The following is a 16760-nucleotide window of genomic DNA, read 5'->3' as shown; positions in this document are numbered from 1 at the left end:
AGTCGCGCTAGGCTTGTGCATTGATTTTTTTGGTGATGTAGGTCTGCTGGAGAATGGATAAGGTGTTGTTAACCACCCAGTACAGCACCAAACCGGCGGGGAAAAATAGGAAGAATATGGTGAAAACAAGCGGGAACATTTTTAATATCTTTGCCTGCACTGGATCAATCGGCGGCGGGTTTAGGCCTTGCTGGATTTTCATGGAAATACCCATGACTACTGGCAGCACCAAAAATGGATCCATTGCGGATAAATCTTGAATCCACAATAAGAACGGTGCTTGCCGGAATTCAACGGTTTCGCTTAATACCCAATATAAGGACATGAACACGGGAATTTGAAACAGGATAGGTAAACAACCACCTAAAGGATTGACCTTTTCCTTTTTGTACATATCCATCATTTCTTTGTTAAACCGTGGTCTGTCGTCGGCAAAACGCTCCTGCAATTCTTTTAGACGCGGCTGGATTTTTCGCATCCTTGCCATTGAGATGAAGCTGGCTTGGGTCAACGGGAACATCAACAATTTAATGCACATGGTCACGCCAATAATTGCAAATCCCCAGTTATTGGTAAAACTATGAATCTTATTGAGCAGCCAGTAGATCGGCTTGCCGATGAAGGTCAACACACTGTAATCGACGGTCAGCTCAAGCCCTGGTGCTACTTTTTCCATAACAGGTTGAATTTTCGGTCCTGAAAATAAGCGTGATACGAACTGTGCTTCTGTGTTGTTGGCGACGGTCACTGGCGGCGAATACGAGCCGATGACGTAGCGTTCATCTTTTAAATGTTTGGTGTAAAAGTGATTTTCTGATTCTGCGGGTGGAATCCACGCCGAGGCAAAATAATGCTGAATCATGGCTGCCCATCCGCCTTGGCTGGCGACATCCAAATTATCATCAACCATATCGTCAAAGTTAATCTTTTTGTACTTGTCCTTTTCGGTATAAACAACGCCACCATCATAGGCCCGCATACCCGCAGTCAGCATGTTGCCAGTGTTTTCATTGAAGGGTGTCCGTAATAATTGACTGTATTGCCTGCCTGACCAGTCTTTTCCGGTGTTGTTTTTGATGTTTTGATTGAGTGTGATTTCGTAACTGCCACGTTTGAAAACAAAGGTTTTGGTCATTGCCAACCCATTGTTATCCGTCCATGTTAGTGGAACGGTAAGGCTGTCTTGTCCGTCAGCAAGGGCATAGCTACTCGCTTGATGAGCGTAAATGGTGTGATGATCGGGTGCTGCTGCATTTCCGCTGGCTGCAATCAAGCCGCTTTGCGCGATAAACATTTTTTCTGGGCTGCTATTAAACAATCTTACTGGCTGGCGATTTTTTTCAGCGGCCTCTAAACCGACGAGTTTCCTCATCGCGTTGACAACCGTATTATCTTTTTCTACTGGGTAACTCAGTAAATCCAGATTTTGTATGGTGCCACCTTGCATATCAATTTCAAGGGCAATAACATCGGTCTTTACTGTAATAATATCAGTGGCAGAAACAGCCGCCAACGGTGCAGTAGCGACTGGTTGCCCGTCGGTTTGTACCTGTGCAGTAGTGGTATTGCTTGTTGCAGGCAGATCTTCTTTAACATCTGCAACCGCAGGGCTTTCGACTTGTGCGATAGCTGGCTTGGGGCCGTAATCCATTTGCCAGGCTTGCCATAGCAACAACACAATCATTGCAAAAGCGATGACGAGTATAAATCGTATATTTTCCATTCTTAATATTACTTCTTATTACCAAATTTTTCAGGAACGGGATCAATGCCACCTTCATGAAAAGGATGGCATTTCAATAATCTTCTGGCTGTCAGGTATAAACCTTTAAGCACACCATGCAATTCAAATGCTTCTATGGAATACGTTGAGCAACTGGGATAAAACCGACAATTATTGCCAAGCACAGGACTAATAAAGGTCTTATAAAATCTTATAATCGCTATGAGCGTGAAGCGCATTTCGATACCAATTTAAGCCAATGTTTTTCCAATGACTGTCTTAATACATCCGGTGGTACGCCCAGTGCTTCTTTTCGTGCCAAGACGACAATATCAATGCCAGTCATTATATGCTGTTGAATCCTAAAGCTTTCCCTGACAGTTCTTTTAATCACATTTCTGTGGACTGCCTTTCTAATAATTTTTTTGGCAATTGCCAAGCCGACTCTGGGATTATCAAAATCGCTCTGTATGGCTAAAAGCGTAAAATACCGATCTGTTGATTTGACCGGATTGGAAAAAACATTTTTAAATTCAGCGGCTTTTTTTAATCTTAATCCTGGAGGGAAACCGTAGTTTAGCTCCGTCACACAGCAGTCAGTCTGGATCTTCCCTTCGCCCGCCTTGCGTTTATTACTCTACGACCACCGACTGATGCCATTCTTTCTCTAAAACCATGGGTTCTAGCTCGTTTAATTTTGCTGGGTTGGTATGTTCTTTTCATATTACAAAAGCCTGATCAAATAAGGGTCAATAAAAACAGATAAAAAAGCCTACGGATGATAAGATATAAGCCTGGTTATGTCAATTCTGTGAGCTTGCACGTTTATCCTGTATAGTAACCGACGAGCTGAATCTGTCAAACATATAAAATCAATAAGTTAACGACTTCAATGAGTTCCATTTGGAATAACTGCTTGAGCAAGCTGGAAATTGAAATTTCCAGTTCGGAATTTAATACCTGGATTAGGCCACTTCAGGCTGTAGAAATCAATGGTCAACTGAAATTACTGGCTCCAAATCGTTTTGTGATGGATTGGGTCAAGGAAAGGTTTTTTTCAAAAATTGAAGAATTTGTCAACGAATTTTCCAATGAATCATTAGACCTGGTTTTGGAAATCGGCTCGAAAGTCTCTGCATTACCTGCTACAAAAAAAACAGTTAAACGTACTGATGCAAAAAAAAACGATCCAAGTAATCTCAATAAAGCTTTTACCTTTGATAACTTTGTTGAAGGCAAATCCAACCAATTAGCAAAAGCTGCTTCGTTTCAAGTCTCCGAGAATATCGGCAGAGCATATAACCCACTGCTTATTTATGGCAGTTCGGGGTTGGGTAAAACCCACTTGATGCACGCAATAGGCAATGCGGTTTTACTCCGAAAACCTTCGTTAAATATTGTGTATGTGCATTCTGAAAAATTTGTGCAAGACATGGTCAAAGCTTTACAACAAAACTCAATCAACGTTTTTAAAGACTATTACCGAAACCTGGATGTTTTATTGATTGACGATATTCAGTTTTTTGCTGGAAAAGAACGTTCTCAAGAAGAGTTTTTCCATACTTTCAATACCTTACTCGAAAAAAAGTTTCAGGTTGTATTAACTTCCGACAAATATCCCAAGGAAATCGCTAATCTTGCCGAGCGGTTAAAATCGCGCTTTAGCAGCGGTTTGCCGATAACTATTGAGCCGCCTGATATGGAAACCCGTGCCGCTATCTTGATGAAAAAAGCAGCTATGGTGAATGTTAATCTGCATCAAGATGTGGCTTTATTTATCGCTAAACGCATTCCCTCTAACGTTCGTGACTTAGAAGGTGCGTTAAGACGTGTTATTGCCAATGCCCAATTCACGGGTCGTGAAATCACAATCGACTTCACCAAGGAAGCGTTGCACGATTTGATCTCAATGCGCGATAAGCTCGTTGACATCAACAACATTCAAAAAACCGTTGCTGAATATTATAAAATCCGTATTGCCGATTTATCTTCCAAAAGTCGCAGACAGTCTGTTACCCGACCGAGACAAATTGCGATGTCGTTAGCCAGGGAATTGACCTCGCTTAGTTTTCCAGATATTGGTGATTCTTTTGGTGGACGAGACCATACTACGGTGATAAATGCCTGTAACCGAGTTAATGATCTCAAGGAAGCAGATAGCAAAATTGCTGAAGACTATTTTAACCTGTTGAGAACCCTGTCACACTAAGCAGGTATAAGTTGTGGATAACAGTAAGGTATTTTTGTCAGCATCGGTTATCCCCTATTAGCACACAGCAAGTAATGGGCTTTAATAACAGCTTGTTTAACAAGTCAACTTATTGATATTTAATAATTAAAACTGCTTATCAACAGTTTTAACCTTCGCTAATAATAGTAGTAATTTAAAAAATAAAACATTATGAAATTTATTATTAATAGAGAAAACTTATTAACACCTTTACAGCAAATCGTGGGTGTTATTGAAAAACGGCAAACCATGCCTGTCTTGGCAAATGTCCTTATGGCTGTGTCTGATGATTTCTTAACCTTGACAGGAACGGATTTAGAAATCCAGATTGTTGCTAAAGTCAGTATTTCAGATGCTAGAGCGGGATCTATAACCGTGCCTGCCAGAAAATTATTGGATCTTTGCCGTTTACTACCGAGCGGGGCTGACATTCAACTAGATCAGCAAAATGATAAAGTTAAGTTAGTATCGAGTCGAAGTAAGTTTTCCTTAAGCTGTTTACCCGCCGAGCATTATCCCGAATTTGCCGAATCCGAAATGGATAAACAATTCACTATTAATGCAGGAAAATTTAAAAAAGCCTTGGAAAAAACCATTTTTTGTATGGCAAACCAGGATGTCCGTTATTACCTAAACGGACTTATGCTGAATATTTCCAATAACAAAATGAAATTAGTTGCTTCAGATGGACATCGTTTGTCAATTTTTGAAGATACGCTGGAACATGAAACCGGTTACGAGGCGAGGATTATTCTGCCTAGAAAAGGTGTTTTAGAGCTTTACCGCTTGTTAGATAATTTAGAAACAGAACTGACAGTAATGTTTTCAAATAACAATATAAAAATCACGATTGGTCATTTGATTTTTACAGCCAAGCTGGTCGATGCTAAATATCCTGATTTTGGCAAAGTTTTTCAACAAGCTTTTTACGAGCCTATAGCCATACCAAAACTGGTGTTAAAAGATACCTTAACCCGTGTTGCAGTGTTGGCTAATGAAAAATTTAAAGGTGTGACGTTTGATATTACCTCCAACAGTATGAAAATAAGCACCCATAATCCAGAACATGATGAAGCTGAGGAAGAAATCAGTATAGATTATCAAGGTGAGGAATTATCCATTGCGTTTAATGCCCAGTATTTGCTGGATGCGGTTTCAAACCTGGATTCCGATACCGCCGTGCTGACAATCGCAAGTAATGCCAGCAGTTGTTTTATCGATGAACCTAGCCAATGTGAATATAAATTCATCGTTATGCCTATGCGACTCTAAACGCTTTGTATGAGTCTGCAAAAGCTGGATATTTATAATGTAAGAAATATCAGCGAACAGTCGATTACCCCGTCGCCTGACCTTAATTTTATTTACGGTAACAATGCCAGCGGTAAAAGCGCACTGATCGAAGCTATTTTTCTATTAGGTCGCGCAAAGTCATTTCGTTCCTCATCTATAAAATCAGTTATTCGTTTTGAACAAGATAACTTGATTGTATCGGCTCACGTTTTACAGGGTAAAAGCGGCAGTCTTCAGTTGGGCATTCAAATGGATGGAAAAAATATTGAGATTCGCATAAACCAACAGCCTAGCCAAAAGCGTTCAGATTTAGCCTACGCATTGCCGTTGCAAATCATTCATCCTAAAAGTTTTGAATTGTTAGATGCAGGCTCACAAATACGACGTGAGTTTTTGGATTGGGGAATCTTCAACCATGAAGAGAACTTTTTACCCGCGTGGCGAAAGTATAAAAAAGCCTTGGCACAACGAAACGCCTTACTTAAAACGAGAGAAATCAAGCAACTTTATGTTTGGAATAAGGAGTTGGGTAATTACGGTACAATAGTCAATGAATATAGGCAGCAGTACCTGGAAATCCTAAAGCCGATACTTAGCAAGACCATCGCTAGATTCGTCACCTTAAAGGGTATTGATATTCGATTAATATCGGGTTGGGATGCCACCAAACAACTGGAACAGCTTCTAAAAGAAGATATAGAAAAAGATCTTCGTTACGGCTTTACCCATAGTGGTCCACACCGAGGAGATTTTCATTTGTTGGTCAATAATTCACTAGCAAAAGATGTGGTCTCAAGAGGGCAGTTAAAGCTGCTGGTTATTTGCCTCAAGTTGGCTCAGGTTGAATTGATGTTTAGGGAGCGTGATAGCTTTGGCTGCATCTTAATAGATGATTTTGCGGCGGAACTGGATAAAGATAACCGAACAAAAGTAATTCAGTATCTGTGTGAGATTCAGTGTCAGGTGTTTATTACAGCTACGGAAGTCGATGATTTTGGTGATTTAAGTAATATAGAAAACTATAAAATGTTTCACGTGGAACACGGAAATATACGAACGATTAATGTTCCACATGGAACATCTTTGTAATATGAGGAAACGAATAAAATGAGTGACAACGATCAATACGATAGTACTAATATTCAAGTCCTAAAAGGCCTGGATGCCGTACGAAAACGACCAGGCATGTACATTGGTGATACCGATGATGGTTCAGGCTTGCATCACATGGTGTTCGAGGTCGTCGATAACTCTATTGACGAAGCCTTGGCGGGTTATTGTAAAGAAGTCAAAGTTATACTCCATGCAAACGGGTCGGTCACAGTTGCTGATGATGGTCGTGGCATTCCTGTGGATATTATGCACGAAGAAGGGGGGAAGTCCGCTGCTGAAGTCATTATGACGGTATTGCATGCAGGCGGAAAGTTTGATGATAACGCCTACAAGGTATCAGGCGGTCTACATGGTGTTGGTATTTCAGTAGTGAATGCTTTATCTGAAGAGCTACTGTTAGAAATTCGCAAAGACGGCCAGCTTTACAAGCAAACCTACCGTATGGGCAATCCTGTCGCGCCCTTAGCCGCAGTAGGTCCAGCACAAGGCTCAGGCACATTAATAAACTTCACCCCAAGTGCGGAAACATTTAACAACATCGAATTTCATTACGATATTCTCGCCAAACGTTTACGAGAACTCTCCTTCCTGAATTCCGGTGTACGTATCATCCTCGAAGATGAAAATACGGATAGACGCGACGTGTTTGAATTTGAGGGTGGAATCAGTGCTTTCGTTAGCCACTTAAATAAAAACAAAACCCCATTATTTCCCGATGTCTTTTACTTTATTGCAGAGAAAGAAGGCGTAACTGTTGAAGTCGCTATGCAGTGGAATGATTCCTACCAGGAAAATGTTTTTTGTTACACCAACAATATTCCGCAACGGGATGGTGGCAGTCATTTAGCTGGTTTTAGAGGCGCATTAACGAGAACTGTCAATCAATACATAGAATCCAGTGGATTAGCAAAGAAAGAAAAGGTAAGCACAACGGGTGACGATGCACGGGAAGGACTGACCGCCGTGCTTTCAGTAAAGGTGCCAGACCCAAAGTTCTCGTCGCAAACGAAAGATAAGCTAGTTTCCTCCGAAGTCAAACCCTTGGTTGAATCTACTATGAACGAGAAACTCCAGGATTTCTTGCTGGAAAAGCCACAGATAGCAAAACTCATCGTAGGTAAGATCATAGATGCTGCGCGCGCACGGGAAGCCGCCCGTAAAGCACGGGAAATGACGCGCCGAAAAACCACATTAGACATAGCAGGCTTGCCAGGAAAACTCGCAGACTGCCAAGAAAAAGACCCCGCCTTATCAGAACTGTTCCTGGTCGAAGGGGATTCAGCAGGAGGTTCAGCAAAGCAGGGACGGGATCGCCGTACCCAGGCTATTTTGCCATTGAAAGGTAAAATCCTGAATGTCGAAAAAGCCCGTTTTGACAAAATGATATCCTCAGAAGAAGTCGGCACATTAATTACTGCACTAGGCTGCGGTATTGGCAAGGATGAGTACAATATCGAAAAGCTCCGTTATCACCGCATCATCATCATGACCGATGCGGACGTTGATGGATCACACATCAGGACTTTGTTGCTTACCTTCTTTTATCGTCAGTTGCCCGAGATTGTTGAAAAAGGCTACATCTACATCGCACAGCCGCCGTTGTACAAAGTGAAAAAAGGCAAACAAGAGCATTATGTCAAAGACGATGCCCAGTTAAACGAATATCTTATCCAGCTAGCATTGGAGAAAACCCAGTTGTTCACCGATGAAACCACGCCACCCATACAAGGGCAAGGCTTGGAAAAATTGGCGTTGGCGTATACCCAGGCAGTCAGCATCATCAACCGCTTATCAAGGCGTTATGACGATGTATTTATCGAACAACTGACTTATTTAGAACCCCTAAGTGAAGCGCACAAACAAGATCAGCAGCGACTCACCGTATGGGTCGCCAGCTTGCAAAAACGCCTGACGGAAAACGACAACAAAGTCGAATACGAGATAACCCTAGACTATAAAACCAGCGACGATTTCACGATTGTGGTCAGTAAAAAGCAACATGGCATCACCAAAGTCTTCGTCGTTACGGCATCTTTCTTCCACAGCAAGGATTACCAAAAACTGTCTAAATTTGCCGAAGACACCGCAGACCTGTTTACCGAGACCGCGTATTTAAAAATGGGCGAAAGACAGCACCCAGTCGGCAGTTTTAAACAAGCTTTCGAATGGATGATGAAAGAAACAAAAAAAGGTCAATATATTCAAAGATATAAAGGGTTAGGAGAAATGAACCCTGAACAACTTTGGGCAACCACGCTAGATGCTAACAACCGCCGCTTGTTGCAAGTAAGAATCGAAGATGCCATTGCCGCCGATGAAATATTCACCACGCTGATGGGAGATGTTGTAGAACCTAGACGTGACTTCATCGTCAAACACGCCTTAGATGCCACGAATTTGGATGTTTGACATGCCAAGGTGTAGAATGCGGATATGAAACCTTTTTTAAAATGGGCTGGCGGTAAGTATCGATTAGTTGAGCTAATCAAATCAACACTGCCTAAAGGTAATCGTTTAATTGAGCCATTTGTTGGGTCAGGTGCAGTATTTTTAAATACAGATTACTCTGCTAATCTGCTTGCAGATTCAAATCCTGATTTAATCAACTTATTTCAGATCCTTCAAAAAGAAGGTAATGGCTTCATAAATTATTGCCAAAGATTGTTTGTTGCAGAGAATAATACTGAATCAGTTTTTTACGAGCTAAGGGGAGAATTTAACGCTACAAATGACTTGCGAAGAAAAGCATCTTTGTTTGTATATTTGAATCGACACTGCTTCAATGGTTTGTGTAGATATAACTCAAAAGGCGAATTTAATGTGCCGTTTGGTAGGTATACAAAACCAACACTACCAGAAAAAGAAATGTTTTATTTCCATGAAATATCAAAACATGCTGTTTTCGAGGTGGCGGATTATCTAACAACAATGGAAAAAGCTAAGTATGGCGACGTTGTATATTGCGATCCGCCGTATGTCCCCTTATCTGCCACTTCTAGTTTTACAAATTATACAAAAGGTGGTTTTAGTTTAGATGATCAAAATGCCTTGGCTGATACCGCAAAGAAACTACAAAAAGGTGGTATTACTGTTGTTATATCAAATCATGACACAGCTTTCACCAATGAAGTCTATCATCCAGCAAAAATCATAACCTTCAATGTACAGCGGTTCATTTCTAGTGATACCAAGAATAGGAATGCTGTCAGTGAGCTTTTAGCAGTTTTTGCATAAATCCGATGCTTGAGTATTCATTAGTAGAGGAGAAAATCCACACTCATGAGTTTGATTTATTTCAATCAATTATTGCCAGCCCCTCCCAAACTTCATTCAATAGACTTATCTATACCGATACTCAAAATTGTGTCTACCTTTACCACGCTAACTGTTTAGAGTTGATGGATGCCATTATCAAAAAATACCCTAAAGGTTGCTTTGATATGATATTTGCTGACCCACCTTATTTTTTATCAAACGGTGGCATCACCTGTAAGAACGGAAAAATGGTTTCTGTGAATAAAGGTGATTGGGATAAATCTCAGGGGATCGAGTTAAATCATCAGTTTAACTTGGAGTGGTTAAGAAGATGCCAGGTATTGCTTAAAAAAGATGGGACAATTTGGGTAAGTGGCACTTATCATGTGATTCATTCTATTGGGTTTGCGATGCAACAACTAGGCATGAAAATGTTGAATGAAATTACATGGCTGAAACCTAATCCCCCGCCTAATTTATCCTGCCGTTATTTTACTCATTCAACAGAGACTATTTTGTGGGCTGCAAAAAATGAAAAGTCCAAACATATTTTTAATTACGATCTAATGTGTAATGAAAATGAAGGCAAGCAAATGAAATCAGTATGGGTTATTAAACCACCTACAAGAAATGAAAAATTACATGGCAAGCATCCTACTCAAAAACCAGTTGAGTTGTTGGATAGAATTATTCGCGCTTCAACAAAAAAAGATGACTTAATACTAGATCCTTTTTGTGGTTCAGCAACTACAGGAATAGCTGCATTAAAAAATGGACTAAGGTTTATAGGTATTGATTCAAACATAGAATATCTTGATAAATTAGCAATACCAAGAATAAAAGAACTAAATAACAAATTTTAAAAGTTAAACTTTCATGAGATATCTGGATTTTTATAATCAAACACTGAATTGTCATAATGCTGATGAGGTTTTTGAGTACTTCATTAAAAATCTAAAACCAAGTATTTTATTGTGGAATTACTTTGTTAATTGGGACAAAGTATTTCAAAATACAAAAAAAATTGAAGTTGCTCTTAACAATTTAAACTACCTTATTGGCAAAGAGGATTTTGATAATGAGTTTAAATATCTACTTAAAGAAAATCCAAAATTAGCAAAAGTTATTCCTTCGCTTGTTGTTAGAGATGGCAGCAGCAGCACTAAATTCAAGATACTGATTGATTACACCAATAAAAAATTTGTGTATGAAGATTATGACTTTTCAATTTCAATCCCTACAGAAGCTGATATCGAAACATACCTAACCTTTGTCAAAGAGTCGGGTTTAAAGGCGTTGATTACTTCGCAAAAGATTAAAAATCTTGTTGATTACATGATTGGGGTAGAAGCTGGTCTTGATAGCAATGGAAGAAAAAACCGTGGTGGTCAATCAATGGAAGCAATTATTGATTGGTTTATTAAAGATCATTGCAATAAAAATGGTTACGAATACTTAAAAGAAGCTAACGCTACTAAGATTTATGAAAAATGGCAAATCAATGTCCCCGTTGATAAGTCATCTAGAAGATATGATTTCATAATGAATAATGGCAAAGAGTTGGTTATTTTTGAAACTAATTTTTATGGTGGTGGTGGATCAAAACTTAAAGCTACTGCTGGAGAATATAGAAGCTTATTTGACAAACTAGATAATCAATTCAAATTTGTATGGATTACAGATGGCGCAGGTTGGTTTACAACTGCTAAACCATTGCGAGAAACATTTAATCACAATGATTATATTTTTAATTTAGCTATGCTTGAGCAAGGCATTCTTGACGTAATTTAAAGAAGGGTGGTTAACTATGGCTGTAGAAAGAATAACTATTGATTGGCGAATGGACGAGTCTTCAAGAGAAACTCAGCGTACAGCAGTGCTAATGAAGTGGAGTGATGAATCATCAGGTAGTGCCAATTCTTATCAGAGGTATCGTTATAACGTAGAAACATTTTCGGAAAGTGGTGTTATCTATTTGCATAGACCTGCTTTTAAGAATAAAGGTTGTGATTTTGTGGTTAACTGTGAACCACAGTTACCTAGAGATGATGGTAAAAGATATAAAAACCCAAGGCATAGAGATTTAACTCAAGAGCTTTTATTTATATCAAATAGTATTCCTCAATTTAAAGGCGAGATATGGGGTTCAATTCTTAATGTTTTTAATTGTGAAAATGTAGCTAACGTTTCACCTGAATTATGTAATCAAGTGGGCGATACAGAATTAGAGTGGCGTATAGAAAGAGCTTTGAAAGTAGCTAAGTGGTTATTTATTGAGCAGGATATTACTGATTGGAATACGAGTGGAAGGCAAATGTTACTAGATGGAATTCGAGAAAAGCTTGGTCTGTAAGGCCGCAGGCACGATTAGCAAAGCGTAATCGCACTGTTTGATGTTTTTATCCCAACGATTACGCTTGCCAATCAGAGCTAGGCGGGCTGTGCTGGTACCACAAGCACAGCCGTTGACCGTCGAATAGCTTATCCAAGGCTTCCTTTACATCCCGTATGTTGGGCAATTGTAGGTTGGCGGTGAGGTACGAACCCCAACGAGACGTAAAGCCATTCCATGAGAATGCGATGAGGAGTCAACCTTGAAACAAAACCCTGTCCCTGCGCTATCCATTCCATTACCGGCGCAAAAAACCATTTACCCTCAGTCGTTTGCTGCATTGGTGCAAGGTCGGGCAAAGCGAAAACTTGGCGAGCATTTTGGCTTGACCAATTTTGGTGTCAATCTAACCCAACTCGCACCGGGTGCTATTTCGGCGTTATTGCACCATCATTCCAAGCAGGATGAATTTATCTATATTCTTGAAGGGTCGCCAACGCTTTTGTTAGGCAATGATGAGCATGTGCTAAAACCAGGCGATTGTATGGGTTTTAAGGCAGGATCGGATGTTGCCCATCAACTCATCAATCGTACTAATCAGCTAATTACTTACCTTGAAGCGGGTGATCGCACGGTAGGTGATGCGGTGGAATATCCTCAGGACGATTTGAAAGCGACACAATTGGCAAACGGAGCGTGGTCTTTAACGCACAAAGACGATAGTCCTTATTAATTTAAGCCAAGCCCTGCAAGTCTTTTGGGTTACTGGACACAAATGGGCAGTTTATCTGCTGCCGAACCGGGTCCAGGAAATATCTTGCCTACCCGCTGCCAGCTATCCCGATGCTGCTTATAAACCCCGCGCTTGCCACAACCTGATGCCTCCCAGCGGGTGGCATCTAACTGGTTCAAGGTAACTGAGCAACATAAATCCTCACGCGAATACTTTGATAACGAGAGCGTCTCAGATGTGGAAGTAGAGGTTGAGCCTTGGTTGCAGGCAAATAAGCTACAGCAGGCAATCATCAGGATGGTGTTTTTCATGATATTCTCGGGGTTAAAGACCAACGTACAGGGGTGAGAGCAACACCCAACAATATGGCGCGTAATATACTTTGTTGGGAGTACTCATGTCACTGATTTTGCGTGGATTTCACTGATTTGTCACTAAGCCACTTAGTCGTAGCTATAATGCTTACGCAATGCCTTGACGACTTTCCAATGGCTGTTTAGACCTTCGGGAAAAACAACTAAATCCCCAGGTAAGATTCTTACAGGTTCACCACCTTCGGGTGTCACAAGAATTTCGCCTTCCAAGATATAAGCAGTTTCAGTTTCGTCAAAGTCGATAGGGAACTCGGAGACTTCCTTCTCCCATATAGACCAATTGGCTACGCCCAATACTTTCAATCGTTCTTCGCTAGGGTTATGTTCTATGGTGATTTGTGGCATGGGTTTCCTTTATGGTAGATTTAGGATGGTACGTTGAAAAGCAATTAATTGAAGAACTCGTTCATAAGCTTGCTACAGAGACCTAAAAAAGCAGATGTGTGGGAACTGCAAGACATTTTAGGTTATTCCAAGTGGGATAACTATAAAAAATGCGGATGAAAAGCCAAAAAATCTCGTGAAAACGCGAGTTTCAAGGGTTCAGATCATTTTGCCGATGTAGTGAAAATGGTCGGGTTTGGAAGTTGTTCTCAACGAAAAATAGATGACATTGCCTTGCCCCGCTTGCCATTCTAAATCATAATTTAAAATCTCTCCCACGCAGATAATAGGAGCTAAGCAAGGCTGTTCCGGTTGTTAATAACTGGAACAGCATTGTTTTTGCGCTGTTATTCCTTCGATAAACTTAGGACGAACGATAATTTGATTAGATTTCTGTATTCAAAAATCAGGATTTAAAATAGCGATCAGTTTCCGCTTTAACGACTTTAGATAGCAATAACAGACCAATGAGATTTGGCAAGGCCATCATCCCGTTCATCAGGTCGGAAATATTCCACACCAATTCCAGATTCATCATTGCCCCGACAACCACAGCCGCAATAAAAGCAATACGGTAAATAAAGATACAGCGCGATCCTAACAAGTATTCAATGGCTTTTTCGCCGTAATAATTCCAGCCGATTAAGGTTGAATAAGCAAATAGTGAGGTGGATACCGCCACAATAATTTCGCCTGTGACACCTAATGTTTCTGCGAAACTGGCACTGGTCAGTTGTCCTGGGCTAATGCCTTGCGTCCACGGTGTTGCGGTCAAAATGACGAGTGCGGTCATGGTGCAGACTACCAACGTGTCTATGAAAGTTTGGGTCATGCTAACCAGTGCTTGCCTGACCGGATCATAAGTACGTGCCGCTGCCGCTGCAATGGGTGCAGAACCCAACCCGGATTCGTTGGAAAACACGCCACGGGCAATCCCAAAACGCATGGCGGTAGCAATCGTGGCACCAGCAAAACCACCTGTTGCCGCCATCGGTGCAAAGGCATGTTGAAAAATAAGTGCGAACGCCTCAGGGATTTCCGATACATTCAACGCAAGCACGACTAAGGCTGCACCTACGTAACCCACAATCATGAGCGGCACCAGGAACGAGGTGAACTTGCCGATGGAACGAATGCCACCCAGGATAACCAATGCCGTCAACACCATCAACACCACGCCCGTGCCCCAGGGCTGGATATGGAAAGTGGACTCGAAAATTTTAGCGGTGGCATTGGCTTGTGTCATATTGCCAATACCAAAGGTTGCCAGGGCAGTGAACACGGCGAACAACCAACCCAACCACGGCAATCCGGCACCTTTGCTGATGTAATACATAGGACCACCACGCATCCCATGTTCGCCTTTTTCGCGGTATTTGACCGCAAGGACGGCTTCGGAATATTTCGTCACCATTCCCACCAGGCCGGTCATCCACATCCAGAACACCGCCCCAGGGCCGCCGAGCGAGATCGCCGTCGCCACTCCGACAATATTGCCAATGCCTACCGTGGCCGCCAATGCGGTCATCAAAGCCGCAAAATGGCTGATGTCGCCGTCTTCACCGTGGTCTTTATGGAAAATTATTCGGAACGCCAAGGGCAAAACACGAAATTGCAAGCCTTTCAACAAGATAGTCAAATACAAGCCCGTACCGACTAGCAAAGTCAGCATCGGTGGTCCCCAGACCCAGCCTGATAAGGTTGAGATGAGCGTTTCAAAGGAATTTATCATGATCTTATTTTCTATAGGGAATTACGGTTTGAATGTTTTGCATCTCAGTACGGTATTTTGTCCATCTTCTGATTCCAAACATCAAAAGGTTTCCGTGCGTCTTGCAGATTAATGTGGTGCATAGCAATGCGTCGATGTTGCGGCAGTAGATTAATTTCATCGTAGATAAAGCTGTCATCAAATTTGGCAGCGGCGGCATCAAAACGATTACACGCATAGTACACAGCATCCAATCTTGCCCAGTAGATTGCACCTAAGCACATGGGGCAAGGTTCGCAACTGCTGTACAACACACAACCCGTCAGCCGGAAATCATTAAGGTGCTTGCAAGCGGCTCTAATCGCCATGACCTCTGCATGTGCAGTAGGGTCAATGGTGCTGGTGACTTTATTGGCACTAGCGGCAATGATGCGGTTGTCTTTGACGATGACTGCGCCATAAGGTCCCCCTTCGCCGCTATCGACATTATCCGCTGCCAATTGCAGAGCTTGACGCAAAAAGGTTTCGTGCATTTATATTTGCTCTATAAACCCAATGGGTTATTGGGATCAACACCGTCCATAAACGGTAAACGTCGGTCTTGATTGGTGAGTTGGTAGATTTTTCCTAGCCAGTTATTGAACACGGCTTTGGCGGTATCGCGCCAAGTGTTGTCGAGATGCTCCAAAATCAGATGTTCAGGGAACGGTTCAAGTTCGCTGCCGTTTTGTTTAGCTTGTTTGACGTGTTGTTCATAAGCCAAGAGTGCTGGCTGGACAGTGGCGTTAAAATAGTTTTCTGGAAAAGGCGGGTAATCCTCCAATTCACCGTGATAAAACCGCAGCACTTCGCGTTTGTATTCTTTTAGCAGGCTAATGTCATCGTATTCTGGATGACCTTGGAAGAACACGGTACGGAAACCATCGGGGCTGACAGCAAGGTGTACCCCTGCCTCTTTGCTGGCGACCAACACTTTAAGGCCGTGCGCCTCCATATCGTTTTGAAAGATTTCGTTAAAACGAGAATGCGGCACATCAAAGCGCGTGTTGATTTCGGCCACCAAAGGATGCGTACGGTTGAAGGTTTTATGTGCGAATACGCCCCAACGCTTCTTGCCGATAGGAGTGCGTTTTATGCCATAGCTATACTGGATCAAGGCATGGGTAGCAAGGCAGGAGCAAATTACCGAGGTAACATTTTGCGTAGCCCAAGAAAACACTTCGGTTAGCGGTTGCCAAAAATCTTCCTCAGCTAGTTTTGTTCCGACGACGTTAGCACCGCTGATAATCAAACCATCCAGCCCATCCTGCTTGATTTGCTCGAACGATTCGTAATATTTGTCGATATGGGCTTGCGCTTCTGTGCTTCTGGTCAAGCCTTCTATCGTGAAAAGGTGAACGTGGAATTGCACAATCTGGTTACACGCACCCAACAATCTAAGAAACTGCCTTTCCGTCGCTTCCAAAGCCGCATCCGGCATCATGTTGAGCAAACCAATGTGCATTTCCCGAATGTCCTGGTTAGCGGCACGGATTGGATCCAATATCTCCTCACCCTCTTCCTGTAAACGACGGAAGGTTGGTAAGTCTGTGTGGGCGACTAAAGGCATGAT

Annotated in this window: 18 protein-coding genes; 9 read left to right on the top strand and 9 right to left on the bottom strand. The window is 41.8% G+C overall.

Features of this window, described 5'->3' with window-relative positions; translation table 11 throughout:
- Positions 1-7 precede the first annotated feature (7 nt).
- The 4 genes from yidC to rpmH are packed head-to-tail and all read right to left on the bottom strand — an operon-like array spanning position 8 to position 2446.
- Positions 8-1723 (bottom strand): membrane protein insertase YidC, encoded by a 1716-nt coding sequence (yidC, locus tag AC1YY3_RS00755; protein ID WP_481823796.1) that lies wholly within the window; start codon positions 1721-1723, stop codon positions 8-10.
- An 8-nt stretch (positions 1724-1731) separates the two neighbouring features.
- Positions 1732-1908: a membrane protein insertion efficiency factor YidD gene (gene yidD / locus AC1YY3_RS00750; protein ID WP_481823795.1), complete on the bottom strand. Its 177-nt coding sequence runs from the start codon at positions 1906-1908 to the stop codon at positions 1732-1734.
- A 35-nt stretch (positions 1909-1943) separates the two neighbouring features.
- Positions 1944-2312, bottom strand: coding sequence for a ribonuclease P protein component (rnpA, locus tag AC1YY3_RS00745; RefSeq protein ID WP_481823794.1), 369 nt, complete (start codon positions 2310-2312; stop codon positions 1944-1946).
- A complete protein-coding gene (gene rpmH, locus AC1YY3_RS00740; RefSeq protein WP_349025623.1) occupies positions 2309-2446 on the bottom strand; it encodes a 50S ribosomal protein L34 in 138 nt (45 codons plus the stop codon). Before rpmH ends, rnpA begins: the two co-directional genes overlap by 4 nt.
- A 169-nt stretch (positions 2447-2615) precedes the next feature.
- On the opposite strand from rpmH, the gene dnaA reads away from it, so the two are divergent.
- The 9 genes from dnaA to AC1YY3_RS00695 all read left to right on the top strand — a co-directional run bounded on the left by dnaA (position 2616) and on the right by AC1YY3_RS00695 (position 12679).
- Positions 2616-3932 carry a chromosomal replication initiator protein DnaA gene (gene dnaA, locus AC1YY3_RS00735; RefSeq protein WP_481823793.1) on the top strand — a complete coding sequence of 439 codons (1317 nt, stop codon included), beginning with the start codon at positions 2616-2618 and terminating at the stop codon, positions 3930-3932.
- A 192-nt stretch (positions 3933-4124) separates the two neighbouring features.
- Complete coding sequence (gene dnaN, locus AC1YY3_RS00730) at positions 4125-5225, top strand: DNA polymerase III subunit beta (RefSeq protein WP_481823792.1); 1101 nt, start codon at positions 4125-4127, stop codon at positions 5223-5225.
- 9 nt (positions 5226-5234) lie between these two features.
- Complete coding sequence (gene recF / locus AC1YY3_RS00725; RefSeq protein WP_481823791.1) at positions 5235-6335, top strand: DNA replication/repair protein RecF; 1101 nt, start codon at positions 5235-5237, stop codon at positions 6333-6335.
- 18 nt (positions 6336-6353) lie between these two features.
- Positions 6354-8768, top strand: a complete 2415-nt coding sequence (gene gyrB, locus AC1YY3_RS00720; protein WP_482194237.1) for a DNA topoisomerase (ATP-hydrolyzing) subunit B — start codon at positions 6354-6356, stop codon at positions 8766-8768.
- Positions 8769-8792: 24 nt separating this feature from the next.
- Positions 8793-9593: a Dam family site-specific DNA-(adenine-N6)-methyltransferase gene (locus tag AC1YY3_RS00715; RefSeq protein ID WP_481823657.1), complete on the top strand. Its 801-nt coding sequence runs from the start codon at positions 8793-8795 to the stop codon at positions 9591-9593.
- Positions 9594-9598: 5 nt separating this feature from the next.
- Positions 9599-10477: a DNA-methyltransferase gene (locus tag AC1YY3_RS00710; RefSeq protein ID WP_481823658.1), complete on the top strand. Its 879-nt coding sequence runs from the start codon at positions 9599-9601 to the stop codon at positions 10475-10477.
- A gap of 13 nt (positions 10478-10490) precedes the next feature.
- On the top strand, positions 10491-11405 hold the full coding sequence (locus AC1YY3_RS00705; RefSeq protein WP_482194236.1) for a type II restriction endonuclease: 915 nt from the start codon (positions 10491-10493) through the stop codon (positions 11403-11405).
- A gap of 16 nt (positions 11406-11421) precedes the next feature.
- Positions 11422-11967, top strand: coding sequence for a hypothetical protein (locus AC1YY3_RS00700; protein WP_481823660.1), 546 nt, complete (start codon positions 11422-11424; stop codon positions 11965-11967).
- A gap of 241 nt (positions 11968-12208) precedes the next feature.
- Positions 12209-12679 (top strand): cupin domain-containing protein, encoded by a 471-nt coding sequence (locus AC1YY3_RS00695; protein ID WP_481823661.1) that lies wholly within the window; start codon positions 12209-12211, stop codon positions 12677-12679.
- Positions 12680-12708: 29 nt separating this feature from the next.
- Here the strand turns inward: AC1YY3_RS00695 and AC1YY3_RS00690 are convergent, their stop codons facing one another.
- The 5 genes from AC1YY3_RS00690 to metA all read right to left on the bottom strand — a co-directional run bounded on the left by AC1YY3_RS00690 (position 12709) and on the right by metA (position 16757).
- Positions 12709-12990: a hypothetical protein gene (locus AC1YY3_RS00690; RefSeq protein ID WP_481823662.1), complete on the bottom strand. Its 282-nt coding sequence runs from the start codon at positions 12988-12990 to the stop codon at positions 12709-12711.
- Between the two features lie 132 nt (positions 12991-13122).
- Positions 13123-13398 (bottom strand): cupin domain-containing protein, encoded by a 276-nt coding sequence (locus tag AC1YY3_RS00685; protein ID WP_481823663.1) that lies wholly within the window; start codon positions 13396-13398, stop codon positions 13123-13125.
- A 445-nt stretch (positions 13399-13843) separates the two neighbouring features.
- Positions 13844-15169: an alanine/glycine:cation symporter family protein gene (locus AC1YY3_RS00680; RefSeq protein WP_481823664.1), complete on the bottom strand. Its 1326-nt coding sequence runs from the start codon at positions 15167-15169 to the stop codon at positions 13844-13846.
- Positions 15170-15213: 44 nt separating this feature from the next.
- Positions 15214-15681: a nucleoside deaminase gene (locus AC1YY3_RS00675; protein WP_481823665.1), complete on the bottom strand. Its 468-nt coding sequence runs from the start codon at positions 15679-15681 to the stop codon at positions 15214-15216.
- 11 nt (positions 15682-15692) lie between these two features.
- On the bottom strand, positions 15693-16757 hold the full coding sequence (gene metA / locus AC1YY3_RS00670) for a homoserine O-succinyltransferase MetA (RefSeq protein ID WP_481823666.1): 1065 nt from the start codon (positions 16755-16757) through the stop codon (positions 15693-15695).
- Positions 16758-16760 lie beyond the last annotated feature (3 nt).

The sequence above is a fragment of the Methyloglobulus sp. genome, assembly GCF_964779595.1.
The sequence above is the reverse complement of the archived record's forward strand: the minus strand, read 5'-3'. Positions and strand labels throughout refer to the sequence as shown.

Bases quoted from the DNA above. Each gene is read 5' to 3' on its own strand.
- yidC (WP_481823796.1), bottom strand. From the start codon at position 1,723: ATGGAAAATATACGATTTATACTCGTCATCGCTTTTGCAATGATTGTG.
- rpmH (WP_349025623.1), bottom strand. From the start codon at position 2,446: ATGAAAAGAACATACCAACCCAGCAAAATTAAACGAGCTAGAACCCAT.
- dnaA (WP_481823793.1), top strand. From the start codon at position 2,616: ATGAGTTCCATTTGGAATAACTGCTTGAGCAAGCTGGAAATTGAAATT.
- dnaN (WP_481823792.1), top strand. From the start codon at position 4,125: ATGAAATTTATTATTAATAGAGAAAACTTATTAACACCTTTACAGCAA.
- recF (WP_481823791.1), top strand. From the start codon at position 5,235: ATGAGTCTGCAAAAGCTGGATATTTATAATGTAAGAAATATCAGCGAA.
- gyrB (WP_482194237.1), top strand. From the start codon at position 6,354: ATGAGTGACAACGATCAATACGATAGTACTAATATTCAAGTCCTAAAA.
- AC1YY3_RS00715 (WP_481823657.1), top strand. From the start codon at position 8,793: ATGAAACCTTTTTTAAAATGGGCTGGCGGTAAGTATCGATTAGTTGAG.
- AC1YY3_RS00710 (WP_481823658.1), top strand. From the start codon at position 9,599: ATGCTTGAGTATTCATTAGTAGAGGAGAAAATCCACACTCATGAGTTT.
- AC1YY3_RS00705 (WP_482194236.1), top strand. From the start codon at position 10,491: ATGAGATATCTGGATTTTTATAATCAAACACTGAATTGTCATAATGCT.
- AC1YY3_RS00700 (WP_481823660.1), top strand. From the start codon at position 11,422: ATGGCTGTAGAAAGAATAACTATTGATTGGCGAATGGACGAGTCTTCA.
- AC1YY3_RS00690 (WP_481823662.1), bottom strand. From the start codon at position 12,990: ATGAAAAACACCATCCTGATGATTGCCTGCTGTAGCTTATTTGCCTGC.
- AC1YY3_RS00685 (WP_481823663.1), bottom strand. From the start codon at position 13,398: ATGCCACAAATCACCATAGAACATAACCCTAGCGAAGAACGATTGAAA.
- AC1YY3_RS00680 (WP_481823664.1), bottom strand. From the start codon at position 15,169: ATGATAAATTCCTTTGAAACGCTCATCTCAACCTTATCAGGCTGGGTC.
- AC1YY3_RS00675 (WP_481823665.1), bottom strand. From the start codon at position 15,681: ATGCACGAAACCTTTTTGCGTCAAGCTCTGCAATTGGCAGCGGATAAT.
- metA (WP_481823666.1), bottom strand. From the start codon at position 16,757: ATGCCTTTAGTCGCCCACACAGACTTACCAACCTTCCGTCGTTTACAG.